General features: G+C 36.4%; 25 protein-coding genes. 12 read left to right on the forward strand and 13 right to left on the reverse strand.

Going from position 1 to position 18,061, the window contains the following annotated elements; genetic code table 11:
- The first annotated feature begins 26 nt into the window (after window positions 1-26).
- From BMS_RS12320 to BMS_RS12330, 3 genes are read left to right on the forward strand one after another with little or no spacing between them, the layout of a single operon-like run.
- Window positions 27-296: a hypothetical protein gene (locus BMS_RS12320; RefSeq protein ID WP_044557589.1), complete on the forward strand. Its 270-nt coding sequence runs from the start codon at window positions 27-29 to the stop codon at window positions 294-296.
- Complete coding sequence (locus BMS_RS12325) at window positions 293-637, forward strand: hypothetical protein (RefSeq protein WP_014245151.1); 345 nt, start codon at window positions 293-295, stop codon at window positions 635-637. Before BMS_RS12320 ends, BMS_RS12325 begins: the two co-directional genes overlap by 4 nt.
- Window positions 638-665: 28 nt before the next feature.
- Window positions 666-1,376, forward strand: coding sequence for a substrate-binding periplasmic protein (locus BMS_RS12330; RefSeq protein WP_014245152.1), 711 nt, complete (start codon window positions 666-668; stop codon window positions 1,374-1,376).
- On the opposite strand, the gene BMS_RS12335 is transcribed toward BMS_RS12330, so the two are convergent.
- The 4 genes from BMS_RS12335 to BMS_RS12350 all read right to left on the reverse strand — a co-directional run bounded on the left by BMS_RS12335 (window position 1,377) and on the right by BMS_RS12350 (window position 5,627).
- The gene (locus tag BMS_RS12335; protein ID WP_014245153.1) at window positions 1,377-3,137 is read right to left on the reverse strand and encodes an ABC transporter ATP-binding protein; all 1,761 of its coding nucleotides are present in this window, start codon (window positions 3,135-3,137) and stop codon (window positions 1,377-1,379) included. It lies immediately after the preceding gene.
- A gap of 1 nt (window position 3,138) precedes the next feature.
- Window positions 3,139-4,236: an endonuclease/exonuclease/phosphatase family protein gene (locus BMS_RS12340; RefSeq protein ID WP_014245154.1), complete on the reverse strand. Its 1,098-nt coding sequence runs from the start codon at window positions 4,234-4,236 to the stop codon at window positions 3,139-3,141.
- Window positions 4,237-4,370: 134 nt separating this feature from the next.
- Window positions 4,371-4,847: a thioredoxin-dependent thiol peroxidase gene (gene bcp / locus BMS_RS12345; protein WP_014245155.1), complete on the reverse strand. Its 477-nt coding sequence runs from the start codon at window positions 4,845-4,847 to the stop codon at window positions 4,371-4,373.
- Between the two features lie 9 nt (window positions 4,848-4,856).
- A complete protein-coding gene (locus BMS_RS12350) occupies window positions 4,857-5,627 on the reverse strand; it encodes a hydroxyacylglutathione hydrolase (protein WP_014245156.1) in 771 nt (256 codons plus the stop codon).
- 70 nt (window positions 5,628-5,697) lie between these two features.
- Here BMS_RS12350 and BMS_RS12355 point away from each other — a divergent pair, with 70 nt between their 5' ends.
- Entirely contained in the window at window positions 5,698-6,954 is a 1,257-nt protein-coding gene (locus BMS_RS12355) for a M48 family metallopeptidase (RefSeq protein WP_014245157.1), read from the forward strand.
- Window positions 6,955-7,148: 194 nt separating this feature from the next.
- Window positions 7,149-7,376, forward strand: coding sequence for a hypothetical protein (locus tag BMS_RS12360; RefSeq protein WP_014245158.1), 228 nt, complete (start codon window positions 7,149-7,151; stop codon window positions 7,374-7,376).
- 4 nt (window positions 7,377-7,380) lie between these two features.
- Here BMS_RS12360 and BMS_RS12365 read toward each other — a convergent pair whose 3' ends face one another.
- Complete coding sequence (locus BMS_RS12365; RefSeq protein WP_014245159.1) at window positions 7,381-7,842, reverse strand: methylated-DNA--[protein]-cysteine S-methyltransferase; 462 nt, start codon at window positions 7,840-7,842, stop codon at window positions 7,381-7,383.
- Here BMS_RS12365 and BMS_RS12370 point away from each other — a divergent pair.
- Window positions 7,841-8,479, forward strand: coding sequence for a type 1 glutamine amidotransferase (locus BMS_RS12370; RefSeq protein ID WP_014245160.1), 639 nt, complete (start codon window positions 7,841-7,843; stop codon window positions 8,477-8,479). The two genes, BMS_RS12365 and BMS_RS12370, sit on opposite strands and share 2 nt — an antisense overlap.
- Here BMS_RS12370 and BMS_RS17090 read toward each other — a convergent pair.
- Together BMS_RS17090 and BMS_RS12380 are read right to left on the reverse strand one after the other, a co-directional pair.
- Window positions 8,471-9,217 (reverse strand): GAF domain-containing protein, encoded by a 747-nt coding sequence (locus BMS_RS17090; RefSeq protein WP_052590683.1) that lies wholly within the window; start codon window positions 9,215-9,217, stop codon window positions 8,471-8,473. The genes BMS_RS12370 and BMS_RS17090 overlap by 9 nt on opposite strands.
- Before the next feature lie 9 nt (window positions 9,218-9,226).
- On the reverse strand, window positions 9,227-10,081 hold the full coding sequence (locus BMS_RS12380) for an alpha/beta fold hydrolase (RefSeq protein WP_014245162.1): 855 nt from the start codon (window positions 10,079-10,081) through the stop codon (window positions 9,227-9,229).
- 88 nt (window positions 10,082-10,169) lie between these two features.
- Between BMS_RS12380 and BMS_RS12385 the strand changes: the two genes are divergently transcribed.
- Together BMS_RS12385 and BMS_RS12390 are read left to right on the forward strand one after the other, a co-directional pair.
- A complete protein-coding gene (locus BMS_RS12385) occupies window positions 10,170-10,553 on the forward strand; it encodes a hypothetical protein (protein WP_014245163.1) in 384 nt (127 codons plus the stop codon).
- On the forward strand, window positions 10,550-10,978 hold the full coding sequence (locus BMS_RS12390; RefSeq protein ID WP_014245164.1) for a gamma-glutamylcyclotransferase: 429 nt from the start codon (window positions 10,550-10,552) through the stop codon (window positions 10,976-10,978). The genes BMS_RS12385 and BMS_RS12390 overlap by 4 nt, the downstream gene beginning before the upstream one ends.
- Before the next feature lie 3 nt (window positions 10,979-10,981).
- Here BMS_RS12390 and BMS_RS17945 read toward each other — a convergent pair whose 3' ends face one another.
- Window positions 10,982-11,110, reverse strand: coding sequence for a hypothetical protein (locus BMS_RS17945; protein WP_269448228.1), 129 nt, complete (start codon window positions 11,108-11,110; stop codon window positions 10,982-10,984).
- Window positions 11,111-11,438: 328 nt separating this feature from the next.
- On the opposite strand from BMS_RS17945, the gene BMS_RS12395 reads away from it, so the two are divergent.
- A complete protein-coding gene (locus BMS_RS12395) occupies window positions 11,439-11,879 on the forward strand; it encodes a Co(2+)/Mg(2+) efflux protein ApaG (protein WP_014245165.1) in 441 nt (146 codons plus the stop codon).
- Here the strand turns inward: BMS_RS12395 and BMS_RS12400 are convergent.
- The 5 genes from BMS_RS12400 to lipA are packed head-to-tail and all read right to left on the reverse strand — an operon-like array spanning window position 11,863 to window position 15,756.
- On the reverse strand, window positions 11,863-12,633 hold the full coding sequence (locus tag BMS_RS12400) for a DUF2797 domain-containing protein (protein ID WP_044558130.1): 771 nt from the start codon (window positions 12,631-12,633) through the stop codon (window positions 11,863-11,865). The two genes, BMS_RS12395 and BMS_RS12400, sit on opposite strands and share 17 nt — an antisense overlap.
- Window positions 12,634-12,656: 23 nt before the next feature.
- On the reverse strand, window positions 12,657-13,346 hold the full coding sequence (locus BMS_RS12405) for an alpha/beta hydrolase (RefSeq protein ID WP_014245167.1): 690 nt from the start codon (window positions 13,344-13,346) through the stop codon (window positions 12,657-12,659).
- Window positions 13,347-14,003 (reverse strand): endonuclease III, encoded by a 657-nt coding sequence (gene nth / locus BMS_RS12410; protein WP_014245168.1) that lies wholly within the window; start codon window positions 14,001-14,003, stop codon window positions 13,347-13,349.
- Between the two features lie 32 nt (window positions 14,004-14,035).
- Complete coding sequence (locus BMS_RS12415; protein WP_014245169.1) at window positions 14,036-14,785, reverse strand: lipoyl(octanoyl) transferase LipB; 750 nt, start codon at window positions 14,783-14,785, stop codon at window positions 14,036-14,038.
- A complete protein-coding gene (lipA, locus tag BMS_RS12420) occupies window positions 14,785-15,756 on the reverse strand; it encodes a lipoyl synthase (protein WP_014245170.1) in 972 nt (323 codons plus the stop codon). The genes BMS_RS12415 and lipA overlap by 1 nt, the downstream gene beginning before the upstream one ends.
- Before the next feature lie 246 nt (window positions 15,757-16,002).
- Between lipA and BMS_RS12425 the strand changes: the two genes are divergently transcribed.
- Genes BMS_RS12425 through BMS_RS12435 form a run of 3 tightly spaced genes read left to right on the forward strand, consistent with a single transcriptional unit; the run spans window position 16,003 to window position 18,053 of the window.
- Complete coding sequence (locus BMS_RS12425) at window positions 16,003-16,428, forward strand: hypothetical protein (RefSeq protein WP_014245171.1); 426 nt, start codon at window positions 16,003-16,005, stop codon at window positions 16,426-16,428.
- A 43-nt stretch (window positions 16,429-16,471) separates the two neighbouring features.
- Window positions 16,472-16,687, forward strand: a complete 216-nt coding sequence (gene yidD / locus BMS_RS12430; RefSeq protein ID WP_014245172.1) for a membrane protein insertion efficiency factor YidD — start codon at window positions 16,472-16,474, stop codon at window positions 16,685-16,687.
- The gene (locus tag BMS_RS12435) at window positions 16,665-18,053 is read left to right on the forward strand and encodes a D-alanyl-D-alanine carboxypeptidase/D-alanyl-D-alanine-endopeptidase (RefSeq protein WP_014245173.1); all 1,389 of its coding nucleotides are present in this window, start codon (window positions 16,665-16,667) and stop codon (window positions 18,051-18,053) included. The genes yidD and BMS_RS12435 overlap by 23 nt, the downstream gene beginning before the upstream one ends.
- Window positions 18,054-18,061 lie beyond the last annotated feature (8 nt).

Below are 18,061 nucleotides of genomic sequence, written 5' to 3' on the forward strand. Positions count from 1 at the left end.
TAGAAAATGAAATTGGTGGCAACGCAATGACCAACTTAGATAATAATACCCAAGTTATTCACTTAATTATTAGAGTCCCGAAAGCTGATGCAGCATTTACATACTTCCAATTGGAGGCAAATGAAGGCCTGTGTTTCTACTCGACACTAGAAGATTCGTTAAGGGAAAGCTACCGAGACATTACTATAAAGGCCCATCAGAGTCTTGAGAGCGAAATGCGCTCTGTACTTGACACGCTTAGCAAAAATGTTAGCTTTGAAGTACTACTGGATGAAACGAAAGAGGATTCGCTATGAAAAAACTATTTCTACTTACATTTGTTGCGGCAATATTTTCCGGATGCGGAAGTGTGACTAAGGGAATAGCTCCAGAACTTGAGATTATTCTTACTAAGAAAGGAAGAAATGTTGGTGGAACTGTTGTTTACAACCCTTATGGAATTGAACACCTTACAAAGATGAGAAGAAATAAGGCCATTGCTAGAATGCGCTCTGTATGTCACCCAGCTCCTTATAAAATAGTAAATGAAGAGACATTAGCTCCAGAAGAAAGAAAAGAGAAATACTCTGGAAATATGAAAGTTCTCATGGGCAAGAAGATCAGGTTTATTGATTTTGAGTGCTTTTACCCATACTAAATTCATGTTTTTATATTAATATATAAGTATGAATAAATTTATTTTACTCTATTTACTCCTCACTTTTTCCGCAAATGCACTAGTGGCAAACCTAGCCGTTGAAGACAGTTGGCCACCATACTCAGATGAAAATGGAAAAGGAATTTCAACCAATATTATAAAGGCAGCATTTAAGGCAGTTGATGTAGAAGCAAAGGTCAGTGTCTTCCCCTACGCTAGGGCCCTTCGAGTTGTACAAACTGGAGAATACGATGGCTGCTACAATGTTACCAAACAAGAGAGCACTAAGAAGCTCTTTCACTTTGGTGAAGAACCAATTTTAAAATCGCAAGCTTCTTTCTTTCAACATAGAGAAACTCCTTTGAAGTATGAAGCCATTCATGAGATTCCAAAAGGTACAACTTTAGTTTTAATTAGAGGTTATGAATACGGGGATAACTTCGATAAAATAAAAAATCACTTCAAGTTATTCTACGTTAATAACCAAAAGCAGATTATTAAAATGATTCTAAACAAGAGGGCAACTCTTACAATCATGTTTGATAATGTTGCGAAATATCACCTTAAAGGTAATCCTAGAGCAAAAGAAATCAAGAGAACAATTCCCAATCATATGAGCGATATCTATGTTGGATTTAATTTGAAATCTGCTAAGTCAAAAGCTCTTTCTAAGAAATTAGATGAAGGCCTTAGAATCATAAAGGCCAATGGTGTTTATAATAAACTAGCTCAATTCTAATTATTCACCAGTTTGAACACTCCACAGACTCTTATACATCCCACCTTTGGCAAGTAGCTCTTCGTGAGTTCCGTTTTCAGTGACGACACCTTTTTCTAAAACATAAATTTGATGAGCATGTCTAATTGTTGAAAGCCTATGGGCAATCATTATAGTAGTCTTTTCATTGGTGATCTTATTAAGTGACCTTTGAATCGCTGCTTCTGTTTCATTATCGACAGCGGAAGTCGCTTCATCAAAAATAAAGATTGGAGAATTCTTCATTACGGCCCTGGCAATAGAGATTCTCTGTCTCTGTCCACCAGAGAGCTTCTGCCCCCTCTCTCCTACTAGAGTTTGATAACCATTTGGAAGGGACATTATGAATTCATGAGCTTCTGCCGTTTTGGCCGCCTTAATAATCTCTTCTCTATTTGCATTTTCTATTCCGTAAGCAATATTCTCTTCGACTGTTCCGTGAAAGAGATAATTATCTTGCCCAACATAGGAAATTTTCTTTCTGAGGTCTTGTTGAGAAATTTCAGTCAGTCTATGACTTCCCAACTCGATTGCTCCTTTTGTGCAATCATAGAATCTAAGAAGTAGCTTTACGAGAGTACTTTTTCCAGATCCCGTTGAGCCAACGATAGCAATTGTTTTACCAGAATCAACTTTTATATCTATTCCATTTAAAACGTTAAATCCCTCTTCGTAAGCAAAGCTTATATTATTAAAGTGAATGCTCTCTACTTCCTCATCACTTATTGCATCGCCATCTTTAATACCTAGAGGTGTTTCCATAAGATCAAAAATTCTATTTGCCGAGGCCATCGCTCTTTGAAAGAGATCATATGTTTGACCTAATGAAGTTAAAGGCCAAAGAAGTCTCTGAGTTAAAAATATAAGTACACTATATGAACCAATCTCAAGTGCTCCACTTTGAACTTTATTAGCCCCAACGATCATCGTCATCAGAAATCCACAAAGAATAACCATTCGAATGAGAGGTGAAAAAAGAGAGCTTAACTTAATCGCAGAGAAGTTTGCCATAGCATAGCTAGTACTCTGCTCTTTAATGCGTTTTGCTTCAAAAACCTCAGCACAATAACTTTTAATTGTCGCAATTCCTGCCAAGTTATTATTCAATATACTATTTAAAAGTCCTGCATTATCTCTAACGCTTCGATACCTCTTTTCAATTCTCTTTTGAAAGAAATAAGAACCAAATAAAACCATTGGTACAGGTAGAAATGAGAGAGCTGCAATTAGTGGCGAAAAGTAAAAGAAGATGATTCCAATACTAATGACTGTCGTTGCGACTTGAATAAGAGAATTTGCTCCATCATCAAGAAACCTCTCCAGTTGATTAACATCATCATTCATAATTGAGATCAGATTCCCCGTACTCTTATTTTCGAAGTAACTTAGCTCTAACTTTTGAACATGATTATATGTATCTAGTCTTAAATCATTTTGAACGTTTTGTGCGAGACCTCTCCACTTTACTTTTAATAAATATTCAAAGAATGACTCTAGTACCCAGACCACAATCGTTAGTCCAGCAATAGCATAGATCTGCTCCATCATTGTATGAAAGCCAAAGCCTGCAACAAATGAGTCTTCTTTTTTTACAACAACATCTACAGTCATCCCAATAAGAAGCGGTGGGGCAATATCAAATATTTTATTTAGAATTGAATATATAGTTGCAAGCCAGACTGTTCCTCGTCTGGCCTTCATATATTTCAATAATCTCTTAAGTGGTGTGGTCTCTTCTTTCAAATTAATACTTCAAGTTAACAATTAGTGGAAAGTGATCAGAATATCCTGCTCTTCTATTTGAAGTAGAGTTATGCTCATATCTAAATGGAGTTCCTTTAATAGTTGATCCATAAAGGTATTTTCCCTTACTTCTATATTCATATGTTCTAGTAGCAAATGATGGTGCGTAAATCTGGTAAGAAGCAATATCAATTTCTAGACCAGAGTTATTTGTAAGGTTATTAGTAAAGAAAATTCTATCGAGTAGGTTCCAAGTCATTCCTCTTCCGTAGAAGTAACTTCCTGGAGCCATCTGATCTTTTACATTGTAGCTAATGGACTTATCTTTTTTGAAAGTTGTGTGTAAATCCTTATAGAGGTCGTCTTTATAGAGTACACTTTTGAATGGATGCGGGTAGTTTTCATCGATTGTATTGAAGTCACCCATTGCCATGATATTTTGATTTTTATTCTTCTTTAAAATCTCTTTCGTTCTCTTAGCCAGAGTCTTGGCTGCAATAATTCTTGCCTCTGTAGGGTTAGAAAGCGAAGGCCAGTGATTTACAAAGACAGTTAGCTTTTCTTTTTTACCAATTTGAAATTCCACCTCTAGAATATTTCTAGAAGGTCTGTCCTTAAAGTATTCTCCCTTAAGAACATGTTCTTTCTTAGAAAGAAACTTTACGTCTTCAGTCTCATTCCATAGTACCGCAAGATCAATCCCTCTCTTATCAGGTGAATCCGATACAGCGAACTTCTTATAACCAATGAACTTTGCTAATTGAGAGATAACTCGCTCATTTTCAATTTCAGAAAGTGCTAAGATTGCAGGAAGCTTTCCATCTCTTCTAACCATTTTTGTTATATTTTCAATTTTAACTTCTAAATTATCTTTGGCCCAATCAGTTTCGTGACACTCTTTTTTTCTGTAGCTAGACTTTACCTTATCACAAGCTTCCTTCTTACCTTTTGTTTTTGTTGGAAGAAAAGTCCAATCGTTCTTACCTTCATCGTGAACGATATCAAAAAGGTTTTCAACATTGTAAGACATGATCTCAATTGTCTTTCCAAGACATGGAAGAGAAATAAAAATGGCCATAGAAATTAAGAGTGATTTCAAAGTAAGTCTCCTTGAGGATAAGTTAGCTTCTTTTAGCAAAATCGAGACTCTTTTTCTAGAATTCTTATGTTAAAGTTTGATTATTCCGTAGAAAAAAATAGGAAAGAGGCGAAGAAATCGCCTCTTAATTTCAATTACTTAAGGTTTTCCTTAATCCAATTCATAACATCGTCATGGTGGGTCTTAGTCTTAACCTTGTCCATCACATGCTTAAGACGCCCGTCTTTACCAATAATGAATGTTGTTCTTAGAATCCCCATATATTCCTTGCCCATAAATTTCTTAAGTCCCCAGCAACCATATTTTTCAGCAAATTTGTGCTCAGGATCAGAAAGGAGATCAAAGTTTAGCTCATCTCTTTCAATAAACTTCACAAGTCTCTTTTCTTCGTCTGGAGAAACTCCAAGAACCACTGTATCAAGTTTCTTAAGTGGATTCTTACTATCGCGAATACCGCATGCCTGAACAGTACATCCAGGAGTCATTGCTTTTGGGTAAAAGTAAAGGACAACATTCTTTTTTCCCTTAAAGTCTTTTAGAGAAACTTTCTCTCCATCTTGATTTACCATTGTAAATGCTGGTGCTAAATTTCCTACTTTTGGAAATGACATAAACTCTCCTTACCATTTATTTCTAAGTTCTCGCAGTCGCAAGAACACTTCTTTTTCGGATTCTACATTACCACTAAGGCCACTGACAATTTCTTCGTTGCCTAGTCTAAAGAAAGCATTGAATGATTTTTCATCAGCGATATTGAAGACAAACTTTGTCGAGTCTCCCGCCTTAACTTTCTTAAGCCACTGACACGCACACTTATTTCCCGGCTCTCTATTCAGAGTAAACTCTAGATTATTTTCAATATAGTCATGCCCTGGATAAATAATAACATCGCCATCTAAAGTGTGAAATTGTTCGCTAATAGTTTTATAGAGAACTTCGGGATTTCCTCCATTGTGACAATTCCCAACCCCTGCATTAAAAAGCGTATCTCCAGTGAATACGGCCTTAACACTCTCACCTTGTATATACTTGAGACATAGGTGTGCAAATGTGTGCCCAGGAGTGTCCATTACTTCCAAAAAACCTCCGCGAACCTCTACCCTATCTCCCAAGGAGAGATAGGTGTCCACACCTGGAATTTTCCCCAACGCATTTTCGTGAGCATAGACTTTTGCCCCAGTCGCTTGGACAACTCCCTCGTTTCCACAGAAATGATCTAGGTGCTCATGAGTATTGATGATTGCGTCTATCTCCAAGTTCTTACTCGCCGCAAACTCAAGCATTTGATTCGCGTCAAAAGGGTCAACACAAATGGCCTTGCCATTTTCCTCTTCAATTAAATAAGAAAAATTTCTAAGGGGACTAAAAGTATAGATTTGATGGATATGCACTTTGACACCTATTTTTAAAATTGAGTAATATCTATAAGTTAATTCGTAAACACAATCACTGAGGACATCTATGCAAGCTGCTGAAGTCGTTACAAAAGCCTTCTTATTTTTCTTATTTACAAAATCTCTTATTGAATCTTACCTCGATAATAGAAATAGAAAACATATTTTGGCCAATAGAAATTCTGTACCAGAAAAGTTTCAGGATCAAATAACACTAGAAGATCATCAAAAGGCGGCCGATTACTCGATTGCTAAGATTAAAGTTTCAAAAGTTTTTAATTTTATAGAATTAGTCATTCTTCTTATTTGGACACTTGGTGGTGGTATCGAGGCACTAGACAAACTTTCAAAAACGCTAAACTATAGTGAGCTTACAACAGGAGTGATCTTCTTTGCCATCTATATGTTTATCAGCTTACTACTGGGACTTCCGCAGTCAATTTACTCTACATTTGTACTAGAAGAGAAGTTTGGCTTTAATAAGACGACACCAAAAACTTTTATCTTAGATCTAGTAAAAGGTTTAATCCTTGGTGCACTAATAGGAATGCCAATCATCTACGCTATTCTTTGGATCATGAATGCACTAGGAACTTACTGGTGGGTTTATGCCTGGGCATTTCTAACTCTTACGCAATTTGTAATCATCTGGGCCTACCCTCGCTTTATCGCTCCTCTCTTTAATAAGTTTTCAAAATTAGAAGACGGAGAAGTAAAGGATAAAGTTGAGCAACTTTTAAATAAGACTGGCTTTGAAAGTAATGGTCTCTTTGTCATGGATGCAAGTATTAGAAGCAGCCATGGAAATGCATACTTCACAGGCTTTGGAAAAAATAAGAGAATTGTTTTCTTTGATACACTTATTAAGAACCTAAGTGCTGATGAAGTGACAGCAGTTCTTGCTCATGAGTTAGGACACTTTAAGAAAAGACATATTATCAAAGGACTAGCGAAGTCTATTATTTTGAGCTTCATCGGCTTTTCAATTCTAGGTTACTTGGCAGACTGGCTTCCATTCTTTACTGGTCATGGTGTTCAAACACCAAGTACTCACGCTGCTCTACTTCTCTTTATGATGGTATCAGGAATTTATACTTTCATTCTCATTCCAATAAATGCAATGACTTCTAGAAAGTATGAATTTGAAGCAGATGAGTTTGCGAGCCAATACGCTAATGCAAAAGACTTAATCACTGCGCTGGTAAAACTCTATAAACACAACGCCAGCACTTTAACTCCAGACCCAGGGTACAGTAAATTCTATCACTCTCACCCTCCGGCACTAACTCGAGTTAAGCACTTAGAGTCCCTTATAAAAGGATAATAATCTCTAGGAGTTGGTCGACTTTTGACACCAGCTCCTATTTTTTCCTTGTCAGATTATTTCAATTTCTTACATCAAATCTCTAAGTTACCGAAACACCGTGTCAACAAATTATATCTACAAAAAAGTATTTTGACACGTTGAGATATCCATCGCATTTTAGGGGTATAGAATTATTTCTGTGAGAGGGAATTATGAAATTTTTAATGACTTGTTTTTTTCTATTAACTTTTATCTCTAACCTAAGTGCGGCAGAGAGTAACCAAAAGCAGAGACCATTTAACGATGAAGGTCCTATTTGCAAAGAAGGTTGCGGAAACCCTGATAGATTAAGAGCTGTGTCTCCGTATATTATTTTAACTAAAGATACTGCACCAAAGCCTCCATTTAATGATGAAGGACCAGGTGGAAAGAAAGGTTAATTTCTTACTTTAAGGCTACTCCTTCTATAGCGAGTAGCTTCTCTTTTAATTTCAATCCCCCAGCATATCCACCTAATTCACCATTTGCTCTTATTACTCTGTGACATGGAATAATAATTGGAATCTTATTTCTATTATTGGCACCACCCACGGCCCTTTGACCTCCGGCGACTTTTAACTTCTTTGCAATTTCTCCATAGCTTGTGACACTTCCGTGCTTAATCTTAAGAAGCTCTCTCCAAACTTTCTTTTGAAAGTCTGTTCCTACAATATCTAATTTAATATTGAACTCTCTTCTCTTGCCTTCAGAGAATTCATTTAATTGCTTTGTTAAATCTGCAAGAAAGGTCTTATCCTTTTGCTTATCATCTACTTTGCTAGGAATTGAAAATGAGAGTAGACTTAAGCCTTGATCACTATATTGAATATAGAATTTTCCAAGTTTTGTTTTTAGGATAGCTTCCATGAGTAAAATCTCCGTTATAGATTGTGCAGTCGAAACACTAACAAATAATTGCTTTAATAGACTAGTGGATAATTTAGAAATTGCCCTTAGATTTCACTGCCCCTCAATGTTTGGAATGGATAGCCTTAAAGGTGATGACTCCTCTGCCTATATTGTCTTTGGAAGTTATTCAAATATTGAAGATAGACTTGAGTGGCACAAAGACCTTGCCCAATTTCTAGATGAGAAGTTGAAGTCTGGCATTCCTGTCCTAGGCATCTGTTTTGGTCATCAACTTATGGCCGATTACTATGGCTCGGATATTGAGAGAAATGAAAACTCTCAATATTTTCAAGGAGTAAGAAAAGTCAGCTTAGAGAATAATCGCTCCATGTCTTTTTTCGTGGCTCACAATTTTCAAATCAAGAAAATTGCAAATTGCTTTAACACTCTTGGAAGCTCCAATGATTGTGCTCATGAAATTATTCAACACAAGGAATACCCTTTTACAGGAATTCAAGGCCATCCAGAGGCTTCCACGCACTTTGTAAATGATACTTTAAAAGATATTCATATAGAACAAATTGAGTCTAGAAAGGCTTCCCTCGATGGAATCACTTTTATTAAAGACTTTCTAGACCAATACAATTTACTTTAATGGAAAAGTTAAGCAGAACTCCTTAAGTTCTTCTTCAACTTCCTTACTAAAAGCATTCAACATATTAGAGTCAATATCTAACTCTGCAATAGAGTCGCCGTAAGAATTTTTCAATGGGATAATTAACTCTGACTTCGTCTTTAAGCTGCAAGCGATGTGACGACTATCTTCATTTACATCACCAATATTTACAACTCTCTCTTCTCTAAGAGCAAGGCCACATAATCCTTCAGATATAGGAATCTTCACATGATCGGTAGACTCACCAATATATGGCCCAAGTAGTAAGTCGCTAGACTTCTCTCCACTGATATACTCACTCTTATAGTAGATACCAATCCAATCAGCTAGTTTTGATATTTTATTTCTTGCCTCAATTATCCACTTATAAACTTCAATATTATAAATGAGCTCACGATCATCTGCTCCACCTCTTAAAACAGGAGCAAGCATCTTTGTGAGTTCATCCAAGATAAGAGATTCTCTCTCTTCAATCTTTACATTCATTGGCACCTTAAGTTGTAAGGCCCCAATAACTTTTCCAAGATACTCAATTGGAAGCATTAATTCTTTTTTCTTAACCGCTTTCTTTTCTTTAAAATTTAAAACACCGAGAGCGTTGTCAGTTGAAGAAATTAGCTTTAAATCATCTTCGATTTGTATGTAAACGGCTAGAGAGTAATCTACATCTAAAACTTGTAATAAGAAATGATTCTTAATTTCTGTATATATATCCATTGCTAGCCTCTAATTAAGTACTGATAATAAAGAATCTTTTAAGAACTTAAAGTATGGAGTCCTATACTTCTCTATTTCATTATGTGTTTCGTGGTAAGCACCTTCTATCTTCTCAACCTTAAAGCTTTTATCAACAAGTTCTAAGTAACTCTCAAGTTTAGGAATACTTACTACCCTGTCCTCTGTCCCATAAGAGATAAAAGACGGACAAGTAATTCTAAGAGGTCTTGAGAAGACTTCCTTTGAAGCCTTCACCATTTCAAAGAGAAGCTTGGAGTGTGGCTTTAAAATATTAAACTCGTCTTCAATATAATTTTCCTTCACTCTATTATCGTGAGAGAGATAGTCTAAATCAACCAAGCCTCCAAGCTTTAGAGAGAATGGAAGTGATGTTAACTTATTTACAAACCCCAAAGGAGATATATTCATAATCTCACCTAGGGCTCCAGGAAAACCAGCAGGAGGAGCATTTAAAAAGACTGCATCTGGATAATTTTCAGCATCTGCTAAATTTTGCATATATCCAGCTGTGATAAGAGCGCCCATCGAGTGACCAAAGAGACAGAAACTTTCCATCTTATATGACTTCTTTAAAAAGAGAATGACTTCCTTTAAATCACTAAAGAAATCAGAGAAGTTATCTACATAACCTTTCTTTAGCCCCTGACTTCTACCATGTCCTCTAATATCATATTTTAAAATATTAAAACTACTTCCAAATAATTCGTCGATATAACTATGACGATTTAAGTGCTCTCCAATTCCATGAGTTACAATCAACCACTTCTTCTTGCCACTTTCTGAGATTTCTAAATGCAGCTCTTTACCATCAATTGTCTTTAAAAACTTATAATCACGAATCACTTTAACTCCTTTAAAACTAAGGTAATGATAACTTATTTTATTCATAATTTCACTTTGAGATTTTTTCACTTTCGCTTAGAATAGTTGGATGTACTGTCCAAAATGTTTAAATAATACCCTAGCAATTAACTCTCGTGGAGTCGTTCATCTCATGATAAATGGGAAGAAAATGGATTCAGGAAGGTTTCTCTTTAACTTTGGAGAAATGACTTCTGCAGAGTTCTTACAGGCCTTCACAGAGAAGATCGAAAGTTTCTTCAAGTGGTATTCAAATTTTCAAAACCAAGATCCCATTGCTGTTGTTGAGCTCTACACAAGTGATCTAACCTGTGAAGACGGTTGCCCTATTCCAATTGAGCACTATGTCTCAGTTATTGATATTTTAATCAAAAAAGATACGCTCTTAAAAATTCTCTCTTCTCAAGCAGAGAAGTTTAATATGACTATCGAATTAAACCCTGAAGCCAATTGAATATCTTTATTTTCGGATCACTTTTAAGCCAGGAAGTTTTAGATATTGTAATAAACTCACAGGCCATTAATTTAGAGACGATTCCCTCCAAAATAATTAATAATTACAAAGCCCAATATGTACTTGGAGAAGACTACCCTCTTCTAATGAAAGAAACTGGATCACAGACAATTGGAAAAATAATCCAAATTCATGACGAACTTCAATTGCTACGTCTTAAATACTATGAAGGAGAAGAGAACCCTCTCCTTCTATTAGAAGGAGAGGAATCGCTCTATGCTTTTATTGCGGATGCCACTCTAGAGCCAAGCACAAGAGAGTGGTCCTTTATGGATTGGTATCAATCAAGTAAACATCAGGAATTTCTAATGAAGGTTGAATCCTTTATGAATACCTATAATTCTAAAACCAAAACCCCTTGGTAATAATTATTCTTTTGATGAATCTGCTGCGCTATCTAGTTGCTCAGAGTACTTTTCCAACTTCCTCTGCGCCATTTCTTCAAACTCTTTTTCCATATCTTCTGATAGCTCAATCTCGAGTTTAGTATTAGTCATATCTCCTCCCCAAAGTCAGACTAAAATCAATCTTTAAATTAAAATCAAGATTAGCACGATGCTAGATTTTACGGATTTTCGAGGCATTAGATCTACTAAGTTTTGGCCAACCTTCAGAAACAAATGCTATTTAAAAATGTTAAAATATGCTCACAATCCCTAGATTTTACACAGAAGTTCAAGCCCCTATAGTACATTAGTCCAGACTCAGAAAGTGGTCACTTTTAACCTTAAGAAGTCCTCTAAGTATCTTGAGTTTATATTAATTTTTCTAAATCTGAATTCAATATAAAATATTATTTAAGACATCATTTAGAAGAGAAATTATATGTTAGAGCTAAAAAGTAAGAATACTCATCCTATAAAAATTGAAGTCCTCCCTACCTATGTGGAAGAACTTTCTAGACCACTTAAGAATGACTTCGTCTTTAACTACTTTATTAAAATTTATAATATCCCCACTAGTGATATTCAATTACTAGCAAAGACTCTCTACTTTAGAGACGGAAAAAGATCAGAGACTTGTATGGAATTTGATGACGTCAATGAAGAGCAAGCATGGATTCCTGCCGGAGATACTTACGAATACTCCGAGTTTCATACGATGAGAACAACGACAGGAAATATGCGTGGAGAAATCATCTTAAGACTTATTGAGACTGATGAGATTATAAAAGTAAAGATACCTCTTACCTTCTTTAGAATTTTCAAAGCAGATGAAGTTTTAAAACTACAGAAGACGACTCAAGGGCCTAGGCTTCGAGAGTAATAAAATAACCTTGATGCTTTCTCATATTTAAAACGCCACAATCTAGAATAAGATATTGTCCTTTAATTCCATTTAAGACTCCTTCAATAACGGGGTTTTTATCAAAACCTAGAGACTTAATTTTCGTAGGGTATTCATTTACAGGATATTCAATTTCGATGACTTCTTCATCTAGGTCTTCTGCTTCAAAGTGATCCAATATATCAGCAAAATCTTCAAATATATTTTCTCTCTCCTGCTCTAGATCAACTTCTGTTACATCATTTTGTAACATCTTTCTCCAATTCGTTTTGTCAGAAAGTGATTTAGAAATTTCTTTTTCAATAAGACCTGATGTTAATCTATCTTCCACTCTAAGAATTGGAAGTGCAAACGAAGCACCCTGATCAATCCATCTTGTTGGAACTTGAGACTCTCTAGTTATACCAATCTTCAAATGGCTTGAGACTGAAAGATAGACGATATGAGGTTGAAAGCAATTTGCCTCTCCCCACTCTGGCTCACGACAAGTCCCATCAGCAAAGTGGCACAACTCAGGTTTCACAATACAAATATCACAAGCAGCTAATTTCTGAGATGCCCTAAATGAATAGCCCTGATTATAACTCTTCGATATTTTCTCACCAGTTGATATACAATTAATTTGTCCATCAAAAGAGAGCTTTATCTTCTTTCCAATAAATTCATTCATACCAATAAGCTCATCTCCTATTGGCAATTTATATTGTACAGGACTCTCAAGCGTTGATTTCATTTTTAAAATATTTCCACTAACCTTCACGCTTTAGACCCTCTTAGAAAGTTTTCTAATTCTCTTACGACTAGTGGAGGAACTTCGTGACCTCCAGAGAACTCAATAAACTCTGGCTCATTTTCAGTTCTTTTTAAAAAATCAATTAAATCTCTCGCTCCCGAAATTGGCAGGACGGGATCATTTGTTCCATGGCTTTGAAAAATTGGAAAAGGTAGTTGCTTCGTACAAGCACTTTCCCACTGTTTCTTTGCAACCATAGTAGAAGAGAGAAGAAAGAGTTTATCCACTAGAGTTGGATTATGGAAAGCTATATCAGCACTTACCATTGAGCCCTGAGAGAATCCTCCAAGATAAACCTCATCATATTTCTCTCTAAGGACTTTCAGAAAATTAGTCACACGACCTCTCGCCTCTTCAATCCCCTCAGGTTCATGCTCTTTGAAGAACTCTGAGAAAGTTCCATTATTAAGAGCTTTCTCTAACGCCATCATATCAATTGGAAACCAAGACCTACCGGTTTCATAAGGTCCCATTGTGACTGGACAAATTCCATTTAAAAAGAACCATGATGGATCGACATCTTGTAAGAGCATTTCTCCAAATGGTGCAAAGTCTTGATAACTGGCCCCATAGCCATGAAGTATAACAATGGCTATCTTAGACTTTCCTTTTTTGACAATGACATCAATATCTTCGATTCTTTCAACTTTCACTTAGGCCTTCTTATATTTTCGTGCTCTCTTTCTATCAGGAAAGCATGTTTGACATAATTCGCACTGAAGACCATCACATTGTCTGGCCGCACAGTACTTTCTTCCAAAGAATATGATTTGTAGATGAAGTTTATTCCATCTATCTTTTGGAAAGCATCTCTTTAAGTCTTTTTCCGTTTCAACAACGTTCTTACCACTTGTAAGTCCCCACTGCTGGGCAAGGCGGTGAATGTGAGTGTCTACTGGAAAGGCTGGAATTCCAAATGACTGGGCCAAGACAACTCCAGCAGTCTTATGACCTACACCTGGAAGTTCTTCTAGGTCTTCGAAGTTATCCGGAACTTCTCCACCATGCTTTTCAATTAGAATTTCACTTAACCTATGAATGGCCTTAGCTTTTCTTGGGGCCAGTCCACAAGGCTTAACAATGGCTTCAATTTCGTCCACAGTTAATTTAACCATATCTTCAGGACACGTTGCTTTTTCAAAAAGTGCAGGCGTCACCTTATTCACTCTCTCATCGGTACATTGAGCCGAGAGCAAGACAGCTATCAATAATGTGAAGGGATTTACATGATCTAAAGGTACAGGAGTCTCCGGAAAGAGCTCCTCTAGTCTCTCATCTATATACGCTGCGCGTTCTTTCTTTGTTTTCATGGGCTAAATTTAACAAATTAAAACTAGATTTTCTAGTCTAAGGAGATCTCCAAGCGACCTAAAAGGCTAGACTTTGAAATTAAATATTGAGTAATTTCATAAAAGAGATCGCTCTCAACTTTCATCACTTGCGAGAGACCCATATAAGTCTCACCTCTAAGTCCACACGGATAAATAGTTCCAAGCACTTTTCTCATTAGGTCATCTTCATATAAATTTAGGGCCAAGCCGTGATAAGTGATAAATTTATGAGAACACAATCCAATAGAGGCCAATTTGGACTCTTCTCTCCAAAGACCTAATAAGTCTTTTTCGCACTCTAGTTTATCAATTTGATAGAGCGACTCCAAAGCAGCTTTCACTTCACGCAGAACTTCATTAAGAAAGTCCATGACTTTCTTCTTATGTCTTTCCAAGCTCAAGATGGGATAGAAGACAAGTTGCCCAGGGTAATGAAATGTTATCCCACCTCCTCTTTTTACGTCGTAGAGAGGAATAGTCATTTCTTTTCTTAAGCTTTCATCAAAATCCACAAGTACTTCATCGGCTTTTGTTCTTCTTTGTAATCCTCTTCCTAGAGTCAAACAGTGGGGATGATTGCAAAAAATGAAAACACGAAGAGACTTATTCTTATAAACTCGCTGTACCATCTCCTCTTGAAAGCGAAGAGCACTTTCATAATTCCAAATATCTTTTATAACAATAAAAGTATTTTCATCTCTTTGATGAATATTACTTAAAGATAAAGAATATGTTGAAAGTTCACTCTCATTAAGAAGCATTAAATTTCATGTCCTTGTTCGCGAAGATGTTTCAGGTAGTCTGCGGCCTTATAGCTGCTTCTCACAAGAGGTCCACTGGCCACAAACTTAAACCCCTTCTCATAGGCGATATTCTTTAACTCTTCAAATTCGGCCGGAGTATAATAGCGCTCAACCGCAAGATGCCTCTGAGTAGGTCTTAAGTATTGACCAAAGGTGATGATGTCACAATTGACCGAGCGAAGATCATCCATACACTCAATCAACTCTTCCATCGTCTCTCCAAGCCCCACCATCAAAGATGTCTTAGTAGAAATATGAGGATAGTTATCTTTATAATATTTTAAACAATTCAAACTCTGTTCATATCCTGCTCTTCTATCTCGAACCACATGAGTGAGTCTTTTTACTGTTTCTACGTTCTGAGCAATAACAAAGGGATTAGATTTCGCCAATGTATCCATATGCTCTTCCACTGCATTAAAATCAGGCACGAGAACTTCAACTAAAGTCTTAGGGTGATTCTCTCTAACAGACTCCACCACATTGGCAAAGTGCGAGGCTCCAAAGTCAGGAAGATCATCTCTATCAACACTTGTAATGACGAGGTAATTAAGTGCCATCACCTTGGCCATATTAGCGGCATTGGCGATTTCCTCCTGATTAATAACCCCTTTAGGATTTCCCGTATCGACATGGCAGAAGCGACAGGCCCTAGTACAAGTACCACCTAGGATCATCATTGTTGCAGTCTTCGCCGCCCAACACTCTGTTAAGTTTGGACAACTCGCCTCTTCGCAAACAGTCCAAATTTTATTATCTCTAAGATTCTTTTTTAGCTCAGTATAATTATCTCCACCCGGAAGCTTAATCTTAAACCAATCAGGCTTTTTTTCTGGCGTTGATTTCTTTTTTGCACGCAAGAGCTCTTGCGCCTTCTCGCGCTTCTCTCTTATCTTCTTTCGCTGTTGTTCGTAGTCGTAGTCCTGCACGTTACTCTTCCTCTAATTTCTTATCAGTATCCCTAATATGCGATAGCGGAGAATAAGTGTAAAGAAACAATGTATACTCAGAATTCTGTCCCCAGCCCTAGGCATTTTATGCCCCCACTACTCCCATTCTTTGGACAAATTGCCACTGACAACTTCCAATTTCTAACAACTTAGCGTTGGCATAGGGATTGCTTTAACAATAGGTGTAAAGGTCATGAAGACCTGTAGTGAAGAAAAGGAGTTTCTATGAAAGTTAAAATGACAACGTTATTACTTATTAAGCCACTCGTCATACTTGCCCTAGTCTTTGCTTTTAAACCAAGTGGAGAGATTGCCAAAACAGAAACTATGACTGATGAAGTCCAAAGTATGAGAGGATACTTTCTTGAAGACCAGAGTATGAAATTGGTCATTACTCACAAGAGAGTTCAAATCTTAAAGGGAAAAATACTTCAATCATCAAATGATATCATCACCAAACATAAGACGAAATTTGTAAAAATGGTAAAAGATTTTAATTTGGCCATCGCAGAGTTTGAGAAATTAACAGAGTATAAGTCAAAGAACTGGAACGAGAGTCGAAAGAAATTCATCGTTCTTATGAAGAATGTTGAAGATCAACAGATGAACCTACACCAGATCTTAAGTCAACGAAAAATGGTCAGTATCTAAGCTCTATTGGCCAAGCTCTGGCTCTTAATGCTATAAAAGGGCCATGAGAAAGTTACTGATTTTTATAATCAAAATATATCAGGTGGCCATTTCACCTCTCTTTGGGAGCAAGTGTCGATTTCATCCAACTTGCTCTCACTACACTCAAGAAGCCCTGGCTACACTTCCTCTATATAAAGCATTCTACTTAAGTTCAAAAAGAATTCTTAAGTGTCATCCTTTTCATAGAGGCGGTTATGATCCAGTTCCTAAAAATTAGTATCGCTTCTATCATTTGTTCAATCACAATCGCTAAGCCCATTGATTTCAAATTAAATAAAGACGAGCTCGTATCTATTAGCTTTAATCCAATATCTAAAGGAAGTGCATTTAACCTCAGTGAAACGCAGGCGATTACACCAGCTTCAACCCTAAAGCTTCTTAGTATGATTTATGCACTAAATACACTTGGAGAGAGTTTTACCTTTAAAACAAAATTCTTCTATTCTGGTGAAATCAAAAATAACACTCTTATTGGAGATCTCTACATAGTTGGTGATGGAGACCCCTACTTTAATCATCCAAGTCTTATTAACTTGGCGATGGCACTTAAGAAATTACGAGTTGAAAAAGTTGAAGGTAATCTTTATTACGATAATACCCTCTTCGCACAAGCCGATTCTATTTCAACTATGGGACTTGGTGACCAAACCTATAATCCAAGCTTAGGAGCACTCAACTCTGAATTTAACCGCTTAAGTCTTTGGACGAGAGCTTCTGAAGTAGAGTCTATTATTCCAGGGCTTCCTGTTAAGATTACAAAAGCACAGCAAGGCTTCTTTCCTACACAAAATTTTAGAAGTAGCGAATCTTCTAATGAATCTTGGTTTTTGAAAAAGGGAGCGAAACTTAAAATCAGAGAAGACCTTCCGGTAAGGGATGCTGGTATGTGGAGTGCTCACTTACTTAACTTTCATCTAAATACGCTTGGGATAAAAGTTAAAAGTATTCAGTCTAAGAAAGCTCCTTCAAAGAATTTAACTCTCATCACTTCTCTTGAGAGCCTCCCTCTTTGGAACCTAGTCTCTCTAACAATGGAATACTCTAATAACCTAATGGCGGAAGCTATTACACTTAGAGCATGTGCTCATAGAAATGTAAGCCCTATAACAATTAAAAATTGTGCTAATGACTATATAAAGTCTCTTGGACTTCCAAAAGACTTAAAAATCTTCAACGCTTCTGGACTATCAGTTGATAACGAAATAAGTGCAAAAATCTTATCTGAATTATTAAAAAATCATTTTTTAAAAGCTTGGAAAAATCATACTTTTTTAAGTCTCTTATCATATTCTGGACAATCCGGATGGATTAGAAATAGACTTGCTTCTCCTGACTATAACTTAAGAGTCTATGCCAAGACAGGCTCTCTAGATTTTGTTAATAATATTGCGGGATATATTAGAACCAAAAGTGGCCTTTGGTATAGTTTTAGTGTTTTACATACACAAGATAAGAAGCGAAATGCTATTAGCCAATTAAATAGAAAGAACTATAAAGTACTAAAAGATCAAACTGATTCATGGAGAAGAAGTTCTCTGGATAGAGTTGATCAGCTATTAGAAAACTTTATTGATAATAATTAAGGATTTTA

The organism is Halobacteriovorax marinus SJ (assembly GCF_000210915.2).
GTDB classification, from domain to species: Bacteria; Bdellovibrionota; Bacteriovoracia; order Bacteriovoracales; family Bacteriovoracaceae; genus Halobacteriovorax; species Halobacteriovorax marinus.